We start from the raw sequence: 21,854 nt of genomic DNA, 5'->3' as shown, positions 1-21,854 counted from the left end.
AATGCTAGCGGCAGGCCCGGGCAACATTTGACTGTAACCGTCGATTAGGTGTTAATTCCCGACAGCCCGTTACCTCCCGGAGTCGTCATGTTCGGAGACCGTCCGCGCAGCTCTCCCCAACTGATCAGTTTTCTGCTGGTTCCCGGCTTCTCGCTGTTCGGCCTGACCGCGATGCTGGATCCGCTGCGTCACGCCAACCGCAGCGGCAACCGCGAACTCTACCGCTGGCAACTGATCTCCGAGCATGGCGGCCCGGTATCGAGCAGCGATCAGCTCGACATCATGACCGATCATAGCATCCGCGACCTGCCGCCCTGTGAAACCCTGATCATCTGCGCCGGTTACGACCCCCAGACGCAGATCACCCCGGGGCTGCTTGGGTTTATCCGCCGTCAGGCCAGCCATGGCGCCGATATCGGCTGCCAGGACACGGCCGCCTATATCGCCGCCGCCGCGGGTATTCTCGATGGCTATCGGGCCACGCTGCACTGGGAAAACCTCGACAGCACCCGCGAAGCCTTTCCCCGCGTCGATTTCGTACAGGAGCTGCTGGTCGTCGATCGCGGCCGTTTTTCCTGCCCCGGCGCGCTGTCGGGCCTCGACATGATGCTCCATCTGATCGGCACCCAGCACGGTAACGGCCTGGCCACCACCGTCTCGGACGAGCTGATCTATACCCATACGCGCGCCCACACGGATCCGCAGCGGACTTCGCTGCAGAAACGTCTCGACAGCCGCAGCCCGAACCTGGTCGAGGCGGTCAAGCTGATGGAACTGAACCTGGAGGAACCACTCAGGATTGCCGATATCGCCGCGCAACTCTCGATCTCCGAGCGCGAACTCGAACGGCTGTTCCGCCACCATCTGCAGCAGACGCCGAGTGCCTACTACCGCGACCTGCGGCTCGATCAGGCGCGCTGGATGCTGCAGCAGACCAGCGACAGCGTGACCGCGATCTCCGTGGCTTGCGGCTTCGCCTCCCTGTCCCACTTCAGCCGCAGCTATCAGCAGCGTTTCGGCAAAAAACCCAGCCGCGAGCGCTGATCGCTTACCGCCGCCTTCACCGCCCAGTCGGCCCTTTCTCCAGGCTCCTGTCGCAATCAGAACAGTGTTGTTCATTTGCGCCACCGGCGCCCAATAGTCGCATTTGTACAACTATCGTTCGTATAAAGACAAAAACATTCGATGCATCGGCGTACTTTAAACCTTGTCCCGACGCCGGGCCCGGCGCCCGGGAGAGTACCGAAGGCAGAAAACAAACCTCAAGAGCCTGAATCGACATGAACCAAGACGTCATCATCACCTGCGCCGTCACCGGCGCGGCCGATACCGCCGACCGCAGCCCGCACGTACCGGTCACACCGGAGGAGATCGCCAATGCGGCGATAGAGGCCTGGAACGCCGGGGCAGCCATTGCCCACATCCACGTTCGCGACCCCGAGACCAAACAGTGCTCTCGCCGGATGGACCTTTACGCAGAAGTCTGCGAGCGCCTGCGCGCCGCCGACTGCGACGTCATAATCAATCTGACGGCCGGCATGGGCGGAGACCTGTACATCGGTCCGGAGGAGAACCCCACCGCCTTCTGCCCGGAAACCGATCTGGTCGGCGGTCTCGAACGACTGGTCCATATCGAGGAGCTCAAACCGGAAATCTGCACCCTCGACTGTGGCTCCCTCAACTTCGGCGACAGCAACCTGGTTTACGTCTCGACCCCGGAAATGCTGCGCAAGACCGCGGCCCGCATCAAGGAACTGGACGTGACCGTCGAGCTGGAAATCTTCGATACCGGCAACCTCTGGTTCGCGCTGCAAATGCGCAAGGAGGGCCTGCTCGACGACAACGCCATGTTCCAGCTCTGCCAGGGCATTCCCTGGGGCACACCGCCGGAACTGAGCCTGCTCAAGGGCATGGTCGACATGTTGCCGGCCGGCACCAACTGGACCGCCTTTGCGCTGGGACGCAACCAGTTGCCCTGGGCGGCGCAATCAGCCCTCCTCGGCGGCCATATCCGTGTCGGTCTGGAGGACAACCTCTACCTCGACAAGGGCGTGTTCGCCACCAACGGCCAGCTGGTCGAGCGTGCGGTCAATATCATCGAGAACATGGGCGCCCGGGTGCTGAGCCCAAGCGAAGCCCGCCAGAAGCTGCGCCTGCGCGGCACCCAATAATTCAGGAAGAACACAACATGACTCATCAACTGAGCGTTATCGGCACCGGCGTCATAGGCAATGGCTGGATCGCCCGGGCTCTGGCCCGGGGCTGGGATGTCGTCGCCTTCGACCCCGCCCCCGACGCGGCATCGCGCACCCGCGCCTTTGTCGACAACGCCTGGCCGGCCCTGGAGCGCCTGGACATGGCGGAAAGCGCAAGCCGGGGTCGGCTGCGTTTTGCCGACAGCCTGGAAGCGGCCGTACAGGGCGCAGATCTGATCCAGGAGAACGTCCCAGAGCGTCTCGAACTCAAGCGCGAGATTCTCTCGGCCCTGGACGCCGCCGCCGCACCGGGCGTCATCATCGGCTCCTCGACTTCGGGCTTCAAGCCCAGCGACCTGCAGCAAAACTGTCTGCGGGAGCCGGGGCGGGTCATCGTCGCCCACCCCTTCAACCCGGTCTACCTGCTGCCGCTGGTGGAACTGGTCGGCGGCGCGGCCACCCGACCCTCCGACCTGGACGCCGCGCAGGTGCTCTACCGCGAACTGGCAATGCGCCCGCTGGTGGTACGCCGCGAGATCGAGGGTCATATCGCCGACCGCCTGATGGAAGCGCTGTGGCGCGAAGCCCTGCACCTGGTGAATGACGGTGTCGCCACGACGGAAGAAGTCGATGCCGCCGTTGTTTATGGCTGCGGCTTGCGCTGGTCGCTGATGGGCACCTTCCTGACCTTCCATCTCGCCGGCGGCGAGCAGGGAATGCGCCATATGCTGGAGCAGTTCGGTCCGGCCCTGAAGCTGCCCTGGACCAAGCTGGAAGCCCCTGAACTCACCGACGAGCTGATCGACAGGGTCGTCGAGGGCTGCGAGTTCCAGGCCGCAGGGCGGCCGGTCGCCGAACTGGACCGTCGTCGCGACGATTTCCTGGTGGAGCTACTCGATCTGGTACAAAAGTACTGGCCCGAATCGGAGGGACTTCCGGGACGCATTTGATCGCGTCCCGCAACGCAGCCGCTCGAGGAATCCCCTGGGGCACACGGGATCAACCGCTGAGGCCGGCTGCGCATCTTCCGAGGCTCTCCCGGGGGGCCTCGGATACATCATCTGGTAAAGGATCTGGCGTATCACTCAACGGCAACACCGACTGACCTTTCTGACAACCGGAGATCGCAACAATGTCGTTAGAACAACAACAAAGTGACACTGGCGTTTTCAGGGCCGACACCCTGGCCCAGCATGGCCTGTTCAAGGACATGCACAAGGGCATGACCGTGGCCGGCGCCCTGCTGGTCATGGCCTTCGTGCTCTTTACCGGCTTCAATACGGAACTGGCCAGCAACCTGTTCGGTGCGGCCCGCAGCTGGATCGAGACCACCTTCGGCTGGTACTACATGGTGACCGTGGTCTTCCTGATCGGCGTCTGCGGCTACATCGTGTTCAGTGGCCACGGGCGCATCCGCCTCGGCGACGACGACAGCAAGCCCGAGTTCAGCAATTTTGCCTGGTTCTCGATGCTGTTTTCGGCCGGCATCGGTATCGGCATCCTGTTTTTCGGTGTCGCCGAGCCGATCTTCTATCTCGACAACAGCGGCGTCTTCGGCTATCCCAACAACCCTTACGCCGATATGGCCGGCGCCACCGCCATCGGCCACGACCGCGCCGTCGATGCACTGCGCGTCACCTTCTTCCACTGGGGCTTCCACGGCTGGGCGGTCTATGTGATCGTCGGTCTGGCACTGGCGTATTTCGCCTACCGCAAGAAACTGCCGCTGGCACTGCGCTCCACGCTGTATCCCTTTATCGGCGACCGTATCTACGGTCCCATCGGTCATGTCGTCGACCTGCTGGGCGTCGTCGGCTGCGTGTTCGGTGTCGCCACCTCCCTCGGCCTCGGCGTCAGCCAGATGTCGGTCGGTCTCGAGCGGCTGATCGGGGTGGACCCGGGCCTGAACACCCAACTGGTGCTGATCGCACTGATCTCGGTAATCTCCATCCTGTCGGCCGTATCGGGTGTCCAGCGCGGCATCAAGATCATCTCCGAATGGAACATCATCGTCTCGCTGCTGGTCGTCGGCTACTTCCTGTTCGGCGGCCCGACCGCCTGGCTGCTGGGCGTATTCGGTGAATCACTGGGCGACTATCTCGCCAACTTCGTACAGATGGGCCTCTGGTTCCCGGACGAGGAAGGTCCCGCCAGCTGGCAGAACGGCTGGACCGTCTTCTACTGGGGCTGGTGGCTGGCCTGGGCGCCGTTCGTCGGCCTGTTCATCGCCCGCATTTCCCGTGGCCGTACCCTGCGCGAGTTCGTACTCGGCGTACTGCTGGTGCCGACCCTGGTGATCTTCGTCTGGCTCGGTATCTTCGGTGGCACCGCGCTGTACCAGGAACTGAATGCGGTTGGCGGCCCCGGTACCGCGGGCATCATCGACCTGGTCAAGGCCTGGAATCTGCCGGCGGCGTTGTTCGCCAGCTCCGATGGCATCGCCGGTACCGGCACCCTGGGCTGGATTCTTTCGGCGCTGATGGTGTTCCTGCTGATGAGCTGGTTCGTCACTTCGTCGGACTCCAGCACCCTGGTACTGACCACCATCCTGTCGCTGGGCAATGACGAACCGCCGCAGATATTCCGCGTGTTCTGGGGTCTGGTGATCGGCCTGGTCGCCGCGGTACTGCTGCTCGCCGGCGGACTCGGCGCACTGCAGACAGCACTGATGGCCGCGGCCCTGCCGCTGAGTCTGGTGATCCTGGCGATGACCTTCGGGGTACTGAAGTCGCTGTGGCAGGAAGCCGGTATCGCCGGTACCCTGGCCCCCCTCGTACAACGCGGTTAACCGCCTGTTGAGCAGGCCGCGGGGGCTTCGCCCCCGCTTTCCCGTTTTCGTAGTCACGACTGATATGAGCACTGGATTAACACCGAAAGGTACCCAGGACGTCACTTCTCCGTTAATCCCCGACGATGACGGCGTGGTGACGCTTTCGTTTTTGCTGCTGCCGGACTACGGCATGGTCTCGTTGATGTCGGCGATCGAGCCCCTGCGTATCGCCAACCGGCTGGCAGGTAGAGAGCTTTATCGCTGGCAGTGCCTGAGCGAGGATGGCCAGGCCGTGGTCGCCAGCAACGGCATGGCACTGCAGCACCACCTCCCCCTGTGCGACATTCCGGCACCGCGCAACCTGTTCGTCAACGCCAGCTTCCAGCCGGAACGTCATACCGCGCCGGATACACTGAACTGGCTGCGTAAGCTGCGCCGCCGCGGCAGCCTGCTCGGTGCCCTGGATACCGGTTGCTACCCTCTGGCCAGGGCCGGCCTGCTCAAGGGCCGCGAGGTCACGATGCACTGGGAAGCCGCACCGGTATTTCAGGCGCTCTACCCGGATGTGCGGGTGAGCGCCGAGCTGTACGAAATCGACCGGGGACTTATCACCTGTGCCGGCGGCACCGCCGCCACCGACCTGATGCTGCATCTGATCGAACAGCACGCAGGCCCGGGCCTCTGCGCCCGGATCTGCGACCAGACGATCCGCAGCGCTGCCCGACCGCCATCGGAGCGCCAGTGCCAGAGCCTGGCACAGCAGCACCGTATCCACCATCCGCGTTTACGCCGGGTACTGGAACTGATGGAGCACCATCTCGAGATGCCGCTCGCACCCGAAACGCTGGCCCACCGCGCCCATATTTCCCTGCGTCAGCTCGAGCGCCTGTGCCGGCGTTACCTCAATGCCTCACCGTCGCATTACTATCTTGGCCTGCGTCTCGAGCGCGCCCGCCAGTTGCTGCGGGAGTCCGACCTCAGCATTGCCGCTGTCGCCAGCGCCTGCGGCTTTAGCACCGCGTCTCATTTCTGCCACTGCTATCGGCGCCGTTTCGGTCTGACGCCGGGCGCCCAGCGCCGCGAAGCGGCCTGACCGGTATGTTGGGTGCAGATCCGTTGGGTGCAGGGCGTCAGCCCGAAACCCAACAGCCTGAATGTCAGGCAAAATCGGGGGGCGTAATCGCCTGTGCAGGATTACACCCCCTTCGTGATTTTCCCCAGCCCTACAGCGTCCGCTCCAGCACGCGGATACGCGACAGCAACTCGTCACGATCGACGTAGCAGCCCTGCAGGTGCCGGTGCCCCTGCGTGAGGTCGAAGGCGCGGCGTGCGTGCAGCACACGGCGATTGTCGAACACCAGCAGGTCGCCGGGGTTGAGCCGGTACTCGAACTGGAAACGTGGCTCCCGGGTCAGCGCGATAAAGGTACGATAGGCCCTGTAATGACGTACCACCTCGTGCCCCGGCAGGTCGAGCGGACCGCGCAGGAAGTTGGCCAGCCGCACCTCCACCACCGCTCCCTCGTCATCCAGCAGCAGCGCTGGGGCCCGGTAGCGATAGTCGCTGTCGCGATCCTTGTTGTAGAAATCCATCGGCAGGCTCGCAAGCGCTTCGAACTCGTCCGGACAGTGCGCGCGCATGTGCTCGGCGATGCAAAAACCGTCGACCAGTATCGACTCGCCGCCGGAAGCATCGTTCTGCAGGCAATGGAGGAACTGCAGCCCGGGCTGCAGTTCACGCGTTGGCAGATCGGTGTGCAGCGGCAGGCGCAGGTTGGTGTAGGCCGCGGTGTTGGCGTCCGGTTTCGAGCGGACATCGAACAGGGTGCCGAAGTTGGTTTCGCGGATGAAGGAAATGCGGTTGGCAATCTGGACCAGGGTGCCGGGCGTCGTGGGGCAGTCACGAATCAGCGCAATACCGCTGTCACGCTGACGTCGCAGCCAGTGCAACAGCTGAACATCATCCTGCATGACCCCTTGGCAGTCGAATTCGGGCAGGTGCCCGGCAATGCGCTCACGGTCCCAGACCTGCGGCTGCAGACGCCGTTCCGAGCGCGCTGTCTCGCTGTAACAATGTGCCCGCAGCCAGCCGGGATGAAAACGGCTGGCGTGATCATCGCAATCCCAGAGGATCTCGAGATAACCGTCTACCAGTTGCGCCTGCAGCGGACGTATATCCAGCGGCACGTCGCAGATTTCGAACAGCTGCTCGCGGGTCAGGGACGACACGCAGCCCGTGCAGGGGCAGTTGTCCCGCAGCCAGAGGTAGTGGTATTCGCTCTGGTGACCATCCTGCCACCCGATTCTCAGGGAGGCGGGGCCTGTCTCGAGACGGACGGGCAACTGCGTCACTGGGTAGCGGCTGTAGCCGGCGACCTCGAAAGTTTCGGTCTGTGCATTCATCGCGCGGGGGCTCCGTTGCATCACTGCCGGCATGGCAGTGTCTGACAGCGATGTTAGGCCCCCTCAGCACGAAATGGCTTGCCCCGGGTCGCCGCTTTCTGTCACGGCTTCGCCATTGCGCGTGACTCAGCCCCGGCCCCGGTATCGACCGCCGCACGACCGGGTTTCATAGCGTATTCTCGCCAACCGCCAGCCGGCGCCCCTCGCGGCTGCTGCGCAGCGCCAGCTCGATCAGCCGGATACCGAGCAGCGCGTCTTCAAGGCTTACCGGCAGCGGGTCGCCGTGCTCGAGTGCGCGAACCAGCGCACGGTAGAATTGCCGGTAATCGCCGGGCCGCGTTGCTACCGTTTCGCAGCCGTCAGCGGTGTGCAGCTGACCGTATTGCACCGCGGGTTCCAGGCCCCAGTCCGCGCCCTCGGGCGCGTGCCCCGCCCGCAGCGCGTCTTCCTGGGGATCGAGGCCGTACTTGCAGTAACTCCCCTGCGTGCCCTGAACCATGAAACGCAGTGTCGGAGAAGCGCAGAACGGGCTTGAGTGCAGCACCACTTCGTGCTGCGGATAGTGCAGCATCAGGTGAAAGAAGTCGGTCGATTCCGCCCCCTCTCGCAACTCGCGGCAGCGGGCGCTGATCGCCTGCGGTGTCCCGAACAGCGCCAGCGCCTGGTCGATCAAATGCGGGCCCAGGTCGAAGAGAATACCGCTGCCCACCCCGGCCTGTTCGCGCCAGCGCGCCCGGGGTTCGGGTCGGAAGCGATCGAAATGAGACTCGAAGTAACGCACCTCGCCGAGCCGACCGCTTTGCAACAGCTGCTGCAGCGTCAGGAAATCGCCATCGAAGCGGCGGTTGTGGTAGACCGCCAGGGCGCGCTGCCGGCTCGCCGCAAGCTCTATAAGCGCCTCGCCCTCGGCGGCAGAGACCACGAAAGGCTTTTCCACCAGCACATGCTTGCCAGCTTCCAGTGCGCGCCGCGCCAGGGCAAAATGACTGTCGTTGGGCGAGGTAATGACGACGAGCTCGGCATCGCTGCCGTCAATCAGCGCAGCGCCGTCTCGGAACAGCCCCAGATGCGGGTAGTCCTGCCGCAGTTCCGGCTGGCGGCTGCTGATGGCCACCAGCTCGAGTTCGGGCGTCTGCCGGATGAAAGGCAGGTGAAACACCCGGGCCGAAAGGCCGTAGCCGATTACGGCGGTTCTGATCATCGGTCATCCTTGCGGTCTGAGGTCGCGCAGAATTTCGGCCCGGGCGGCATGCCCGGACCGTAATTCTACATTGCACCCTATTCCTCAATGCCGATCAATTCCAGGTCGTCATCCACGACCAGGCCGACACCCGGACAATAGATCTTGACCGACTCCTCTTGCTTGGCAAGCTCTGTCGTCTCGGTCACTTCCACGCAATCCGATAAACCACCGTCCAGGCCTTCGACCTCCAGGTCCGGCGCGAGCCCCATGCCGGTATGTTCGGCCCGGTCGAGCGCAATATCCGGCGCAACCTCCTGGTAATAGCGGGCTCCCAGCAAAAAGGCGCCGCCCGGCATGATGATGCCGGGCATGGCGTCATCTTCGCCCACGCGCCAGGCACCGGGGCCATCGGCTCCGCCCATTTCGCCGCCCATGCCATCGGGCACCCAGACATCCTCACCGAAGTAGTAGACATCGCCACTGTGCTGGCAGACGGCAAAGAAGTTCCGCGAGCGTTCGGCGAAGTCCCCGTCGGCCGTTTCGTACTCCTCCACCACCCGAGTGGCTATCATCTGCCCATCGAGCATGATGTCCTCGGTATCGCCGGTTACGGTGATCGTCAGCTCCTCCAGTTCGTCACAATCACCTTCCTCCAGACAAGCACCGTTGTCGTAAGAAAGTACCCGCCCTGGCTCCAGAATGAAGTAGCTGTTGCCGCCTTCGTTGACAAAGCTGCAGCCGTCGAGCGGAAAACTGTCGGTAAAGTCGCGTTTATCCTTGGCGGATAGGGAAAAAGGCAGCAGTGCCAGCATCAGAGCGCTCAGCACAAGTATTTTGCTTTTCATCGATCTGACCCCTCTCACGGGACGGCAAAAGCCGCCCTGAACCGAACCAGAAAGGCTGCCTGTATGAAAAGCGTCGGAATCAGGAACGGCAGCATCCTTTCAATCCCCATTGTCGGCTGGCAGACAGCCGCCTGGGATCGCCGGCCGCGGGGGCCGGTATCCCTCTTAATACCAATAGGTGCTGCATCACGGGGATTCCAGTAATGCCCGGGAAGATGACGATCTTTTCTAGACGAATCGCATCTATGCTTATTCAGCCAATCCAGCCGCCACTGCAGCAGGCTCCGCACGGCAACCCTCAACCACGCTCGGCGCCTACCCACACCGGATATAACACACCGTTACGCCGCCGCTCCATGCCCGCCTCCCGTCCGGGCGCCCCGCTCCACCCGTACGATATACCAGACCGGTATCAAATGACGGTTCATCGTGAAAACCGGTCCAAAGGCTGCGCCTGAGCCTCTATAATCTGCAGAGGATTTCGCGGTCGAGTGCTTATGAAAACGTTCTATTCGATGCTTCTAACCGGCGCCCTGGCTGGCCTCAGCAGTGCGGCCATCGCCGCCAACCCCTGGGAACAGATCAGCTCGCCCTCCTCACAGGCGCCGCAGAGCATTGGCGGCTACACCAACGGCTGCCTCAGCGGTGCACAGGAATTGCCGTTGCGCGGCGAGGGCTTCCAGCTGGTGCGCACCGGCCGCGACCGTCACTACGGCAGCCCGGCGCTGGTCGACTTCCTCACCGACTTCTCCGGCGAGGTGGCCGAACAGGGCCTGGGCCGCCTGCAGATCGGCGATATGTCCATGGCCCGCGGCGGCCCCTTCAGTTCCGGCCACCGCAGTCACCAGACCGGACTCGATGCCGACATCTGGTACTCGCAGGACCCGCGCGCCCGGCAACGCCCGCTGAGCGCCTGGGAGCGGGACAACATCTCCGCCATCCCGCTGGCCGACGCCGGGCAGCACCGTCTTATCGAAGCGAACTGGGACAACCGGGTTCCGCGCATCCTGCGCCTGGCCTCCGAAGACCCCCGGGTCGAGCGCATCTTCGTTCACCCCACCATCAAACGCAGGTTGTGCGAAACCGCCGGCAGCGACAACGACTGGCTGCGCAAGATCCGCCCCTGGTGGGGCCACAACTACCACTTCCACGTGCGCCTGGCCTGCCCCGAAGGCGACAGCCACTGCGTGCCGCAGCAGCCGGTACGCAACGAGGCCTGCGGCCAGGATCTCGACTGGTGGTTCAGCGACGAGTTCTACGCCCAGCTGCGCGGCACCGCGCCGCCAAAACCCAAACCGAAGAAGAAGCCGGAACCGCCGCCCATGCCGCAGCAGTGCGCGCAGGTGCTGCGTTCACCCTGAGCCCCATGATCCGCAGCACGGCAGCAGTGACTGGCCGGTTGCGACACGCCTCGATCAGGCGCTACGGGGATAGCGGCCGGTGCCCGGAGCGTCGCCCGGCGTCCACCTTGTTGCCGACTCTCTGCTGTATGAACTAACTTTTCATTCGGGACGGTCGGCTGCCATTCTCGACTGCCCCGGGGCCTGCTGGTCCGGCCTGCGCTGTCCTGCGTACAACCGCCTATCCTTGACCGACTGCCAGGGGGCTGACGTGCAATCCAAACAGGGATTCGTCCTTGCGCTGACGTTGCTGCTCTGCACCGCCGCGCTGTCCGTTCGTGCCCAGAATTTGCCGGGGGTCGGTCTGGCCGAGGTGGAAAGCACGGCGATTTTCGACGAAATACGCCTGAACGGCACCGTCAACGCCTTGAGTCGCTCCAGCCTCTCCACATCCGTGGCGGGACTGGTGCAGGACGTACAGGTGGATGTGGGCGACCGGGTCGAGCGGGGGGATGTTCTGATTCAGCTAAATGATGAGTTGGAACGCCACGCGTTGGAAAGTGCGCGGGCCGCGACTCAGGCCGCCCGTGCGCAGCTGCAGGAAGCCCGTCGGCGCCTGACCGAAGCCCGGACGGTCGGCGCCGGCAGAAACATCGCCCAGACCGAAGTGCGGGCGAGGGAAAGCGCCGTCGCGACATTGGAAGCGGAGTTGGCGCGAATGGTGGCCGAGCAGGCACGCCAGGCATCACAGGTGGAACGCCACCGACTGGCAGCCCCCTACAGCGGTGTTATCAGCGCCAAGACCAGCGATCTGGGGGAGTGGGTGTCTCCGGGTGACGCCCTGCTCACACTGGTGGATATCGAGCACCTGCGGCTGGACTTCCAGGTACCGCAGGACTTCTACCCGAAGCTGAACGAGCATACCGAAGTGCTGATCAGCACCTCACCGGAAACCGCGGTCGGCGCCACCATCGCCACCGCGGTGCCGGTCAGCGATCCACAGCTGCGCACCTTCCTGTTGCGCGCCCGGCCGCCGGCAGGCCTTTCCCTGCTGCCCGGCATGTCGGTCAGCGCGACATTGCGGGTGTTCTCGGGCACGCAGGGGCTGACCGTGCCGCGAGACGCCGTCAACCGCTACCCGGAAGGCCGCACAACGGTCTGGATTGCCGAGCCTGATGGCGAGGATGCCTACCGTGTTCGCGAGCAACGGGTCGACGTCGGTCATGGCTTTGCCAACCGGGTGGTGATCCACAGCGGCCTCAACGGCAGCGAGCAGGTGGTGGCAAGGGGCAACGAGGGCCTTAGCGACGGTATGCGGGTGACCCGGGCCGGACGGGAGTCGGACTGATGTTCGCCGGCGTGATCCGGCACGGCACCCGGGTAACGGTGGCGGCTTTGATCATCGCCGTACTCGGCATTGCGGCTGCCATCCAGATCCCGGTACAGATGATCCCGGACCTCGAAATGCGCACGATCACGGTGGTCACCCGATGGTCGGGCGCCACTCCCCAGGACGTGGAAAAGGAAATCCTCATCGAGCAGGAGCGCTACCTGCGCAATGTGCCGAACCTGAGCCGAATGGAGTCCACCGCCACCAGCGGGTCCGCCGAAATTGAGCTGGAATTTCCCTTCGGCGTCAACATCACCGAAACCCTGATTCAGGTGAACAACGCCCTGAGCCAGGTGCCGGACTACCCGCAGAATGTCGACGAGCCGCGTATCGTCGCCACCTCCTTCTCGTCCAACGCCTTCATGTACTTCCGGGTCTCCACCCTGCCGGGCAATCCGCGGCAGCTGGACATGGACCTGATGCGCGACTTCATCGAGGACCGGGTGCGCCCGCGCATGGAAACGGTACCGGGCGTGTCGGAGGTGAGGGTCGGCGGGGGGGCCGAGCGACAGATGCAGGTGATCGTCGATGAGCAGCGGCTCAACCAGCGCGGACTTAGCCTGGTGAACCTGCGGGATGCCATCACCGCACGCAACCGCGATGTTTCGGGCGGCGAGCTGGAAGCGGGCAAAAGGCGCTATCTGCTGCGCACCGTCGGTCGCTTCGAGGATATCGATGATCTGCGCCAGCTGGTGCTGTCACGCCAGGGGGACAGCGTGGTACGCCTGCACGAGGTTGCCCGGGTGATACAGGATCACTCCCGCATCCGCGAGCAATCCTTCGTCGATGGGCGCAAGGTCATCGGCGTGCAGGTACGGCGTGAGAGCGGCTCCAACGTCATCGACATCAAGGACGCCATGATACGGGAAGTCGCGGCCATCAACGACGAAACCCTGCGACCGGCGGGCATGGTGCTGGAGCTGACCTCCGACGATGCCCGCTACGTACAGGCCTCGGTCAAAAACGTCTGGACCAACCTGGGTATTGGCGCCGCATTCGCTACCCTGGTCATGTACCTGTTTCTGCGCTCCGGTCGCGCCACACTGGTGGGAGTGATCGGAATCCCGCTGTGCGCGATTGCCGCCTTTATCGGACTGCTCGTCACAGGACGCACCATCAACGTGATTTCCCTGGCGGGTATCGCATTTGCCATCGGTATGACGGTGGACAACAGCATCGTGGTGCTGGAAAACATCGAGCGTCATCGACGCCTGGGACAGGGTCGCTTCGAGTCGGCACTCCAGGGCGTGACGGAAGTCTGGCCCGCGGTACTGGCCTCGACCCTGACCACCATCCTGGTATTCCTGCCGATCGTCTTTATCGAGGAGGAAGCCGGCCAGCTCTACTCGGATGTGGCTATCGCAATCGCATCCGCCATCATCGCCTCGATGCTGGTGGCGGTGACACTGATTCCGACGCTCTGCGCCCGGCTGGATTTTGCCTCCCGCAAGGGCAGCGGCGAAGCTCCACCCGGGGCGCGCTGGGTGCGCGGTATCCTGGCGCTGGTGAACTGGCTGATCGGCGGCCCCGGCCGGCGCCTGGGCACCCTTGCCATAACGGTAGTGGCCAGCAGCCTGGTGATCTACTGGCTGACGCCGCCTGCGGAGTACCTTCCCGAAGGCGAGGAGCCCAAGACCTTCGCCGCCATGAGCGCGCCGCCGGGCTACAACCTGTCGGAGATGCAGCGCATCGCCGACAAGGTGGAAGACTACTTCCTGCCGCAGGTGGGGGCTGACGGCCGGGCTTACGCGGCAGGCGAGACCCCGGTACCGCCGATGGCATACCTCAACATGCAGGTGACACCTACCCGCGTTCGCATCATTTCCGAATCCATCGACCCCACCCAGATCGACGCCCTGATGGACGCCATCACCGATTACTACGAGCGCTTCCCCGGGATGCGCGCCTTTGCCGCCAAGGGCTCGATCATCTCCAGCAACGACGGCGGCACCCGCAGCATCAACCTGGACATTTCCGGCCCCGAGCTGGTGCCCGTCTACCGCGCCGCCAACCTCGCCTATGACCGGGCACGCACCATCTTCGACAGACCGCGCATTCAGAACCAGCCTTCCACTCTGAGCCTGGCCCAGCCGCTGATCCAGGTGCGTCCGGATTGGGAGCGCATCGCCGAACTGGGCCTGGACACCTCTTCCGTCGGCTTCACCGTTACCTCGCTAACCGAAGGCGCCTATGTCGACGACTTTTTCCTCGACGACGACAAGATCGACATCTACCTCTACGGCAGTGGCAGCGCCGAGCCCTCGCTGGCAGAGCTGCCCAATATGCTGATCCACACGCCCCAGGGCGCTACCCTGCCGCTGAGCAGCATCGCCTCGATCGAAGAAACGGTGGATACCAGCATCGTGCGCCGCGTGGATGGCCGCCGCACGGTCACGCTCAATATCATCCCGCCGGACGACGTACCGCTGGAGGCGGGTGTACAGCGGGTTCGCACCGAACTGCTGCAATACCTGCGCGAGAGCGGCCAGCTGCCGGCCTCGGTGAGCATCGACATCTCCGGCGCCAGCGACCAGCTCAATGCCACCCGGGAGGCGCTGACCGGCAACTTCGTCATCGCCGTTGCCATCGTCTTCCTGCTGCTGGTGGCGATATTCGCCCACTGGGGCTACCCGCTGCTGATCATGACCACGATTCCGCTGGGCATCGCCGGTGGCATCGTCGGCCTGGCGCTGATGAACCTGGTGGGTGGCCTGCTGCCGCTGCTGGGTCTGCAGCCATTGCACCAGCCGTTCGACATGATCACCATGCTGGGCTTTCTGATCCTGATGGGCACGGTGGTCAACAACCCCATCCTGGTGGTGCACCAGGCCCGCCAGAACCTGCTGCAAAAGGGCACCGGTGTGGTCGAGGCCGTGAGCGAGGCGGTGGCCACGCGGCTGCGACCCATCGCAATGACCACCCTCACCACCCTGTGCGGCCTGTCACCGCTGGTGTTCATCCCCGGAGAAGGCACCGAACTCTACCGCGGCGTCGGCGCCATCGTGCTGTTCGGCCTGCTGGGCGCCGCCATCGTGACGCTGACTTTCCTGCCGGCCCTGACGGTGTTCGCCCTGGACTGGGGCAGGCGCCTGGCAGCCAGAAAGGCTCCGCGAGTAGCAGAGGAAAATCAGGTGTCGAAACCGTAGAAGGAAGCGAGCCGCCGCACAGTTTGCTGGCGATACGAAGGGACTGGTTGCGCTTTACCCGGCAGGTTGAAAGAGCCCCCATGCCGTGCACCTCCGTGCCCGCCACGACCAGTCGCTCACTACCGCCATCGAACTGACGGACTCCACGGCAAAAAGGCAACCCGGGAAAGCGCCCCTCTCCGGTCGAGACGCGGGCGCGGTAACGATTACTCGATATTCTGGATCTGCTCTCGCATCTGCTCGATCAGCACCTTGAGTTCGACGGCACACTGGGTGGTGTCGGCGACGATCGATTTGGATGACAAAGTGTTGGCTTCGCGGTTGAGTTCCTGCATCAGGAAGTCGAGGCGGCGGCCGACCGGGTCTTTCTGTTTCAGGACCCGGCGCACCTCCTGGACGTGGGTGCCGAGGCGATCGAGTTCCTCGTCGACGTCGGCCTTCTGCGCCAGCAGCGCGATTTCCTGCTCGAGGCGGGTTTCGTCAAGTTCGACGCGCAGTTCGGCGAGGCGGTTGCGCAGGTTGTCGCGCTGCGCCTGGAGGATTTCCGGCAGCCGCTTGCGTACATGCGCCACCACTTCTTCGATGCCATCCAGACGCTGACCGATCAGCTGGGCAAGCTCTGCGCCTTCACGACTGCGCCCCTCGGCCAGGTCCTGCAGTGCCTCGCCGAAAAGCGTGAGCGCGGCCTTCTTCACCTCATTCATGTCGATCTCGCTCTCGCGCATGACGCCGGGCCAGCGCAGTATCTCGAGCGGGTTCAGCGGCTGTCTGTCCGGTATCAGGCTTTCAAGGTCCCGGGCGGCGGCTATCAGCTGCTCGGCAAGTTCGCGGTCGACACTCAGGGTCTGCTGCTGCGTCTCCGGCACGAAACGCAGGGTGCATTCGACCTTGCCTCGGCTCAGCGCCTTGCGCAGCTTTTCCCGCAATGTCCCTTCCAGTTCCCGCAGGCTATCCGGCAGCCGCAGGTGTGGCTCCAGATAGCGGTGGTTTACCGAGCGAATTTCCCAGACCAGGCTGCCCCAGTCGCCCTGGGTCTCCTGCCGGGTGAAGGCCGTCATACTGCGTGTCATGTCGTCCGATCTCGATTAGAATTGGCTGTTCGGAAAGCCATTCTAACAGCCCGGTTCCTGTCACGGCACCGCCGGGCTCCCAAGACTTAAGGTACGATTCAACGATGAGTTCGAGCATCTCCGATCAGCTGCAGAACCTGGGACTTAAGAAGCTGCGACCGAGCGGCCGTCAGCCGGACCAGATGCGCGAGGTGAAAATCACGCGCAATTTCACCAAACATGCGGAAGGGTCGGTGCTGGTCGAATACGGCGATACCAAGGTGCTCTGCACCGCCACTGTCGATCGTGGCGTCCCGCGATTCCTGCGTGGCTCCGGTCAGGGCTGGGTGACCGCGGAATACGGCATGCTGCCCCGCTCCACCAACACCCGAACCGATCGCGAAGCGGCCCGTGGCAAGCAGGGCGGTCGTACTGTCGAGATTCAGCGCCTGATCGGCCGCTCGCTGCGCGCCGCAATGAATCTGAACAAGCTCGGCGAGAACACCATCACCATCGACTGCGACGTGCTGCAGGCCGATGGGGGCACCAGGACCGCGTCCATCACCGGCGCTTTCGTCGCGCTGCAGGATGCGGTGAACGTGCTGAAGAAGGACAAGAACGGCGCCATGAAAGGCGATCCGATCAAGTGCATGCTGGCGGCCGTCTCCGTCGGTATCTTCGAAGGCCAGCCGGTACTGGACCTCGACTACGCCGAGGACTCCAAGGCCCACACGGACATGAACGTGATCATGACCGACAAGGGCGGTTTCGTCGAGGTTCAGGGCACCGCCGAAGGCGAGCCCTATTCCCAGGAAGAACTGAATGCCATGCTGGAACTGGCACGCAAGGGCATCTCGCAGCTGGTCGAAGCCCAGAAGGCAGCGCTGGCGAAATAACAGCCGCGCCCGGCAGGTACAAAAAAGGGAGCTGCCAGGCTCCCTTTTTCGTTGCTGCATCAGCTTATTTGCCGCCGATCTCGTAATCGATGATGACCGGAGCGTGCTCGGAGAATTGCTCGTCCCGGTAGATACGCGCCGCCTTGACGCTGTTGCGCAGGTTCGGAGTCGCAAGCTGGTAATCCAGGCGGGCGCCTTCGTTGAGGGTCCAGGCGCGGTTGTAGTCCGGCCACCAGGTATACTGGCGCTCGGCCTTGTTGACCCGCCGGAAGGCATCGATGTAGCCCATCTCGCCAAGCACCTCTTCCATCCACTCCCGCTCATGCGGCAGGAAACCGGAAACGCTCTGATTCACGTACCAGTTGCTAAGGTCGATCGCCTTGTGGGCGATGTGGTAGGTGCCACAGAAGATGAAATCGCGGCGCTTGCGCAGCGTTTTCTTCAGATGACCCATCAGCAGTTCCAGGTATTCTTCCTTCGTGGCCTGGGCTTCCGGGCTCTTGAGGCCCGACGGAACCGACATGGAAGCGACGCTGACCTTGTCGAAGTCGGCCTGGATAAAGCGACCGTGGAAATCGCACAGCTCGAAGCCGAGCCCGGTCATGATGGCCTTCGGCAACTCGCGGGTGTAGATGGCGACGCCGCTGTAGCCGTCCTCGAAGGCATCGAAGAAGTAGGCGTTGTAGCCGTCCGGATGATAACGGTCGCCGTCAAGCTGATACTCTTTCGCGCGCAGGTTCTGCAGACACACCACATCTGCGTCCTGCTGTACCATCCAATCGAAAAAACCCTTGTCGGCAGCCTGTTCAATACCCTGCGTATTGAATGTAATGACACGCATGTCTGTTGATCCTGTAAAGCGCGCGAAGAAAGCTATCTGGGAAGAGAAACGGCAATTGTATAGCGTAGCGGCTCAAATTGAAATTTCTTCAGGCCCGAAACGCCGTAGAGCGCGGCTGCCGGCGCTGATATCATAGGCGCCGATCAGATTTCAGTGCGGAGAGCCCCATGCAGGATTACCAGCGAGCCTTCATCGAATTCGCCATCGAACGCGGCGTGCTGCGTTTCGGCGAATTCACCCTCAAGTCCGGACGCACCAGCCCCTACTTCTTCAATGCCGGCCTGTTCAATACCGGCGAGGCGCTCGCGAAGCTCGGCAAATATTACGCCGCCGCCATCGAGGATGCGGACATCCCGTTCGACGTGCTCCTTGGTCCTGCATACAAGGGCATTCCGCTGGCCACCACCGCCGCGGTGTCGCTGGCAAACGACTTCCAGCGTGACGTTCCGTACGTCTTCAACCGCAAGGAAGCCAAGGACCACGGCGAAGGCGGCAACCTGGTCGGCGCCGAACTCAAGGGCCGGGTGCTGATCATCGACGATGTCATCACCGCCGGCACCGCCATCCGCGAAGTGATGCAGATCATCGAGCAGGCCGGCGCCACTCCTGCCGGCGTGGTCATCGCGCTGAATCGCATGGAGCGCGGTCAGGGCGAGCTCTCCGCCATCCAGGAAGTCGAGCGGGACTACGGTATGCCGGTTGCGAGCATCGTCACACTGGACGATGTACTGACCTATCTGGCCGAGAAAGGCGGCATGGAGAAAGAGATCGAAGCGATCAAGGGGTATCGCGCCCAGTACGGCATCGAGGCCTGAGACGGCGGAGTCACCCTGCCGCAGAATAATCTGCAACAAGTGATTGACTCCTTTTCGATAAGCGTGTTTAATTTGCGCCGTCGTTGCCCGGATAGCTCAGTCGGTAGAGCAGGGGATTGAAAATCCCCGTGTCGGTGGTTCGATTCCGCCTCCGGGCACCACCTTACTTAAAAGCCTCGCTTATCATAGTGGGGCTTTTTTGTTTCTGGACAGACCACGCTGCGTCATCGAACCAGTTCGATTGCTGGCCACGTCCATATGGCCAACCCTCCTGGCTGACGCGCGAAATTTCCCCCGGCAATTTGGTCCGCCTCCAGGCACCACCTTACTTAAAAGCCTCGCTTATCATAGTGGGTCTGATTTGTGGTTCATCGCGCTCTAGCGGGAAAATGTAAATCTTAGGATGGGTGGAGCGACGTCTCGGTAAGGCGTATCCGTCACTGATGCGGCCAGGGCGTCGTGCAACCCATCTTGGGCGTCGGTTCGGTACTGAGCATGTAGCCGCCTCATTGATGGGTTACGCCGCGTCAACCTCGCTGAAAGCATTAAACAGTGTGCCTAGGCGGCTCCCCCCATCCTACTTTTGGCCCCCCCTCGGGACATTGCCCGGGTGCCGCCCATGTCGAAGGTCTGATGATGAGTGACAAGGGATTTCCGCCTGTTTCCCAAATCGATACCACCCCGTTCGTCGCACGTGAAGCCAATCGGCCATCAGTCCTCCGCAACAGGGCAGGCGTCCGGTATCGGCCGGGCCTGCAGCTGAGACCGGTAGCGCGTTTCCAGCTGTCGACCGGCTTCGCGGTAACAGGGCAGTTGCATTTCCCGGCGCAGATTGATGAAGGTCTGGAACAGCGAGTCACGAGCAAACTCGTTGATCATCCAGGCGGGATCCGCGGCCGGATCGGCAAAGCCCTGATAGCGGATGACGACCGCGGAATCGGATCCGGCAATCGCTTCCCAGCAGCCACTGAGCGTCATCATCGGCACGGTATCGGGTCGGCTCCGATATCGGCGCCGGTCCAGACGATTCCCCACTCGCAAGACTGAATCCTGCCAGCTGACGGTCGAGGCGATGACAGCGTCACGGTCCAGCAGGAAGAATGGCGCATCGATGCGTACATAGACAAGGAAGGACTCAACCCCTTCCTGCTGCAGTACTTTTACCTCACGATACCCACTAACCCACTGCGACAGATGTTCCTGGTCCATCAACAGCGCCAAGAGCGTTGCCTGCGGCGCCATTACACGGGTCTCAGCGCGCAACCACACCAGATCGGTCCCATGATCGTGACGCTGATAGACATCCACGCCCTCCCCGCTTCGGACCCTGTACCAATTGGCGGCCGGTGCTGCAGCTAGCCACCAATTCGTCCCGAGCAATATCAGAATCAGCAAGAGCCTGTTACGACCCGGAAACATTGGCTTCATCCTATCCGTCAACGTTCTTTGCCAGCGGTCGGGCTGTGCATAAGAACTGCTGTGGAAAACTCGCCATCATATCAGCCACCAAATTACACACAATTACTGTGTTCAAAGCTGTGCATAAGCTAGTCACAACCGCCTTAAAGGTTACTCTAAGACCTGTAAATGCTGGTTCGCCTTATATTGATCAACAGACCAGCCAAAATACACATTTCCAGGCTGTGGAAAGATATTATTGAGCTTCATGATAATTTATCCCCATGTTGAACACAGACTGTCCCGACACTATCCCACACGATGATCTATCCATGCGATTGCATGGTCGCGATCAAACCTCTACTTATTCACAGATAGTGCCCGTTACCGGTGGAACAAGATTCTGCACCGACAGGTCTCATAGTAAGCCCATTCAACAGGAGCGAGATCATGTATACGACTAAGGGGTTCAAGGGTGTGGCGCTGGCGATGGGCGGCGTAATGCTGGCGGGCTGTGCCGGGAACCAGTACCTCGACGCACCGGTACCGCCCGAAAGCGTCAGCCGCTCGACGACGTTCGATGGTCGCTGGAATGGTATTGTCGGGCCACTCTACCGCTGGCGTACGCTTAACAGTGCGCATGCAGTTGGCAAAGCCATTGTCTGCGACGACTACAAGGACAATATAAGTCTCGATGTCGCCCAGGGGAATATCAGCATCCGCGTTGGCAGCGATCCCGTGTACGAGCTGACCGCCCAGGCAGATGAAAACGGGTATTTCTATCAGAGCATGCCAGCCGGGCGTCAGGGACTGAAGTCCACGGCAATCTGGGTCACCGGGCAATTGAGTGCGGCTGAGGCACAGGGACAGGTCGGTTTCGGTCCCACCGGCTATAGTCGCGGCTGCCTTGGCGCTTTCGTCGCCAGCCGCAGCGATGGCAACCTGTTGCCTGAGCCCGTCGAGAATCCCTTCACAACCGATTACTACTTTATCGATGTGATCGAGCGTGATTAGGCTCCAGCGGTGCGCAAGCGCTAGCCGGATAGATGGGTGGAGCGCAGCGTAACCCATCATCAGTTCGAGTTGGAAAGCAGAACCTGATGGATTATGCGGTTTCGCCGCGTCGATGAAGCTGTCAAAACTGGTGGGAGCGGCGCCCCGCCGCGAATGCTTTTGTCCCTTAATATCCAGATACCGGGTATTTGGCACATGCCGCGGATAAAGAGCGGATGGGATCAGCTGCACCCTGGACAGGTCTACCGGTTCTTACGACTGCACCCGGCCCAAAGCGAAAAAACCCGGCCTCATCGAGACCGGGGTTTCCGTAATTAGATGCTTGGCGCCTCGCGCAAGCGCGAGCCGTCCCGCGGGCGATGCACGGCGCGGTCGCGATATCGGGCCAAAGCTGCGCTTCGTCTGTTAACCGATATCGCCCTACTCTACATGGGCAGGGCGGCCGCAAGCGGCGCTGTTCACATTCCCCATGTGAGGGTCATCGCCACCGGACCGCCAATACAAAAACGCCCCAACCTTTCGGCCAGGGCGCTTTTGTTTAATTAGATGCTTGGCGATGAATACCGCGTT

Annotated in this window: 17 protein-coding genes and 1 tRNA gene; 12 read left to right on the top strand and 6 right to left on the bottom strand. The window is 62.5% G+C overall.

The genetic code is table 11. The features are described from left to right. The first annotated feature begins 87 nt into the window (after nt 1–87). The 5 genes from IEX85_RS23590 (at nt 88) to IEX85_RS23570 (ending at nt 6,058) form a co-directional block, all read left to right on the top strand. Complete coding sequence (locus IEX85_RS23590) at nt 88–1,044, top strand: GlxA family transcriptional regulator (RefSeq protein ID WP_188863098.1); 957 nt, start codon at nt 88–90, stop codon at nt 1,042–1,044. A gap of 236 nt (nt 1,045–1,280) precedes the next feature. Beyond that, a complete protein-coding gene (locus tag IEX85_RS23585) occupies nt 1,281–2,171 on the top strand; it encodes a beta-keto acid cleavage family enzyme (RefSeq protein WP_188863097.1) in 891 nt (296 codons plus the stop codon). A 17-nt stretch (nt 2,172–2,188) separates the two neighbouring features. After that, the gene (locus IEX85_RS23580) at nt 2,189–3,145 is read left to right on the top strand and encodes an L-carnitine dehydrogenase (RefSeq protein ID WP_188863096.1); all 957 of its coding nucleotides are present in this window, start codon (nt 2,189–2,191) and stop codon (nt 3,143–3,145) included. Between the two features lie 182 nt (nt 3,146–3,327). Continuing rightward, a complete protein-coding gene (locus tag IEX85_RS23575) occupies nt 3,328–4,983 on the top strand; it encodes a BCCT family transporter (protein ID WP_188863095.1) in 1,656 nt (551 codons plus the stop codon). 64 nt (nt 4,984–5,047) lie between these two features. Further along, nucleotides 5,048–6,058 (top strand): GlxA family transcriptional regulator, encoded by a 1,011-nt coding sequence (locus IEX85_RS23570; RefSeq protein ID WP_188863094.1) that lies wholly within the window; start codon nt 5,048–5,050, stop codon nt 6,056–6,058. A 130-nt stretch (nt 6,059–6,188) separates the two neighbouring features. Here IEX85_RS23570 and IEX85_RS23565 read toward each other — a convergent pair whose 3' ends face one another. From IEX85_RS23565 to IEX85_RS23555, 3 genes are all read right to left on the bottom strand, one after another. Next, entirely contained in the window at nt 6,189–7,367 is a 1,179-nt protein-coding gene (locus tag IEX85_RS23565; RefSeq protein WP_188863093.1) for a TauD/TfdA family dioxygenase, read from the bottom strand. A 166-nt stretch (nt 7,368–7,533) separates the two neighbouring features. Then, nucleotides 7,534–8,568: an oxidoreductase gene (locus IEX85_RS23560; protein WP_188863092.1), complete on the bottom strand. Its 1,035-nt coding sequence runs from the start codon at nt 8,566–8,568 to the stop codon at nt 7,534–7,536. A 77-nt stretch (nt 8,569–8,645) separates the two neighbouring features. Beyond that, on the bottom strand, nt 8,646–9,395 hold the full coding sequence (locus tag IEX85_RS23555; protein ID WP_188863091.1) for a hypothetical protein: 750 nt from the start codon (nt 9,393–9,395) through the stop codon (nt 8,646–8,648). 497 nt (nt 9,396–9,892) lie between these two features. On the opposite strand from IEX85_RS23555, the gene mepA reads away from it, so the two are divergent. From mepA to IEX85_RS23540, 3 genes are all read left to right on the top strand, one after another. After that, complete coding sequence (mepA, locus tag IEX85_RS23550; RefSeq protein ID WP_229722089.1) at nt 9,893–10,756, top strand: penicillin-insensitive murein endopeptidase; 864 nt, start codon at nt 9,893–9,895, stop codon at nt 10,754–10,756. A 250-nt stretch (nt 10,757–11,006) separates the two neighbouring features. Next, nucleotides 11,007–12,083 (top strand): efflux RND transporter periplasmic adaptor subunit, encoded by a 1,077-nt coding sequence (locus IEX85_RS23545; protein WP_229722088.1) that lies wholly within the window; start codon nt 11,007–11,009, stop codon nt 12,081–12,083. After that, nucleotides 12,083–15,271: an efflux RND transporter permease subunit gene (locus IEX85_RS23540; protein WP_188863090.1), complete on the top strand. Its 3,189-nt coding sequence runs from the start codon at nt 12,083–12,085 to the stop codon at nt 15,269–15,271. Before IEX85_RS23545 ends, IEX85_RS23540 begins: the two co-directional genes overlap by 1 nt. 206 nt (nt 15,272–15,477) lie before the next feature. Here IEX85_RS23540 and IEX85_RS23535 read toward each other — a convergent pair whose 3' ends face one another. Continuing rightward, on the bottom strand, nt 15,478–16,341 hold the full coding sequence (locus tag IEX85_RS23535) for a YicC/YloC family endoribonuclease (protein WP_188863089.1): 864 nt from the start codon (nt 16,339–16,341) through the stop codon (nt 15,478–15,480). A gap of 104 nt (nt 16,342–16,445) precedes the next feature. Here IEX85_RS23535 and rph point away from each other — a divergent pair, with 104 nt between their 5' ends. Next, nucleotides 16,446–17,216: a ribonuclease PH gene (gene rph, locus IEX85_RS23530; RefSeq protein WP_308425694.1), complete on the top strand. Its 771-nt coding sequence runs from the start codon at nt 16,446–16,448 to the stop codon at nt 17,214–17,216. A 64-nt stretch (nt 17,217–17,280) separates the two neighbouring features. Here rph and IEX85_RS23525 read toward each other — a convergent pair whose 3' ends face one another. Further along, nucleotides 17,281–18,057 carry an exodeoxyribonuclease III gene (locus IEX85_RS23525; protein WP_188863088.1) on the bottom strand — a complete coding sequence of 259 codons (777 nt, stop codon included), beginning with the start codon at nt 18,055–18,057 and terminating at the stop codon, nt 17,281–17,283. A gap of 167 nt (nt 18,058–18,224) precedes the next feature. Here IEX85_RS23525 and pyrE point away from each other — a divergent pair, with 167 nt between their 5' ends. Next, complete coding sequence (gene pyrE, locus IEX85_RS23520) at nt 18,225–18,872, top strand: orotate phosphoribosyltransferase (protein WP_188863087.1); 648 nt, start codon at nt 18,225–18,227, stop codon at nt 18,870–18,872. An 85-nt stretch (nt 18,873–18,957) separates the two neighbouring features. Further along, a tRNA-Phe gene (locus IEX85_RS23515) sits at nt 18,958–19,033 on the top strand. A gap of 550 nt (nt 19,034–19,583) precedes the next feature. On the opposite strand, the gene IEX85_RS23510 is transcribed toward IEX85_RS23515, so the two are convergent. Beyond that, the gene (locus tag IEX85_RS23510; protein WP_188863086.1) at nt 19,584–20,291 is read right to left on the bottom strand and encodes an START domain-containing protein; all 708 of its coding nucleotides are present in this window, start codon (nt 20,289–20,291) and stop codon (nt 19,584–19,586) included. A 429-nt stretch (nt 20,292–20,720) separates the two neighbouring features. Here IEX85_RS23510 and IEX85_RS23505 point away from each other — a divergent pair, with 429 nt between their 5' ends. Then, the gene (locus IEX85_RS23505) at nt 20,721–21,284 is read left to right on the top strand and encodes a hypothetical protein (protein WP_188863085.1); all 564 of its coding nucleotides are present in this window, start codon (nt 20,721–20,723) and stop codon (nt 21,282–21,284) included. Nucleotides 21,285–21,854: the final 570 nt, after the last annotated feature.

It is taken from the genome of Marinobacterium nitratireducens (assembly GCF_014645375.1).
In the GTDB taxonomy this organism is placed as follows: domain Bacteria; phylum Pseudomonadota; class Gammaproteobacteria; order Pseudomonadales; family Balneatricaceae; genus Marinobacterium_A; species Marinobacterium_A nitratireducens.
Note: the sequence above shows the minus strand (reverse complement) of the source record. Positions and strands in the feature narration are given on the sequence as shown.

Coding starts and splice junctions, on each gene's coding strand:
- IEX85_RS23590 (WP_188863098.1), top strand. CDS start 88: ATGTTCGGAGACCGTCCGCGCAGCTCTCCCCAACTGATCAGTTTTCTG.
- IEX85_RS23585 (WP_188863097.1), top strand. CDS start 1,281: ATGAACCAAGACGTCATCATCACCTGCGCCGTCACCGGCGCGGCCGAT.
- IEX85_RS23580 (WP_188863096.1), top strand. CDS start 2,189: ATGACTCATCAACTGAGCGTTATCGGCACCGGCGTCATAGGCAATGGC.
- IEX85_RS23575 (WP_188863095.1), top strand. CDS start 3,328: ATGTCGTTAGAACAACAACAAAGTGACACTGGCGTTTTCAGGGCCGAC.
- IEX85_RS23570 (WP_188863094.1), top strand. CDS start 5,048: ATGAGCACTGGATTAACACCGAAAGGTACCCAGGACGTCACTTCTCCG.
- IEX85_RS23565 (WP_188863093.1), bottom strand. CDS start 7,367: ATGAATGCACAGACCGAAACTTTCGAGGTCGCCGGCTACAGCCGCTAC.
- IEX85_RS23560 (WP_188863092.1), bottom strand. CDS start 8,568: ATGATCAGAACCGCCGTAATCGGCTACGGCCTTTCGGCCCGGGTGTTT.
- IEX85_RS23555 (WP_188863091.1), bottom strand. CDS start 9,395: ATGAAAAGCAAAATACTTGTGCTGAGCGCTCTGATGCTGGCACTGCTG.
- mepA (WP_229722089.1), top strand. CDS start 9,893: ATGAAAACGTTCTATTCGATGCTTCTAACCGGCGCCCTGGCTGGCCTC.
- IEX85_RS23540 (WP_188863090.1), top strand. CDS start 12,083: ATGTTCGCCGGCGTGATCCGGCACGGCACCCGGGTAACGGTGGCGGCT.
- IEX85_RS23535 (WP_188863089.1), bottom strand. CDS start 16,341: ATGACACGCAGTATGACGGCCTTCACCCGGCAGGAGACCCAGGGCGAC.
- rph (WP_308425694.1), top strand. CDS start 16,446: ATGAGTTCGAGCATCTCCGATCAGCTGCAGAACCTGGGACTTAAGAAG.
- IEX85_RS23525 (WP_188863088.1), bottom strand. CDS start 18,057: ATGCGTGTCATTACATTCAATACGCAGGGTATTGAACAGGCTGCCGAC.
- pyrE (WP_188863087.1), top strand. CDS start 18,225: ATGCAGGATTACCAGCGAGCCTTCATCGAATTCGCCATCGAACGCGGC.
- IEX85_RS23510 (WP_188863086.1), bottom strand. CDS start 20,291: ATGTTTCCGGGTCGTAACAGGCTCTTGCTGATTCTGATATTGCTCGGG.
- IEX85_RS23505 (WP_188863085.1), top strand. CDS start 20,721: ATGTATACGACTAAGGGGTTCAAGGGTGTGGCGCTGGCGATGGGCGGC.